Annotated in this window: 1 protein-coding gene; it reads right to left on the bottom strand. The window is 38.4% G+C overall.

The window, feature by feature from the left end; genetic code table 11:
• Window position 1: 1 nt before the first annotated feature.
• On the bottom strand, window positions 2-289 hold a 288-nt coding region (locus tag ACU68U_RS09340; protein ID WP_446763203.1), incomplete at its 5' end, for an EF-Tu C-terminal domain-related protein.

The following is a 289-nucleotide window of genomic DNA, read 5'->3' on the forward strand; positions in this document are numbered from 1 at the left end:
ATTATTCTATAATTTTAGAAACAACGCCAGCTCCTACTGTTCTTCCGCCTTCTCTGATGGCAAATCTTAATCCTTCTTCGATTGCGATTGGAGTGATTAATTCGATTATGAATTTTGCGTTATCTCCTGGCATTACCATTTCTACGCCTTCTTCTAATGCGATGTTTCCTGTTACATCTGTTGTTCTGAAGTAGAATTGTGGTCTGTATCCTGAGAAGAATGGTGTGTGTCTTCCACCTTCTTCTTTTGTTAATACGTATACTTCTGCTTCAAATTTTGTGTGTGGGTG

Source organism: Finegoldia sp. P3-F-LR (assembly GCF_052932165.1).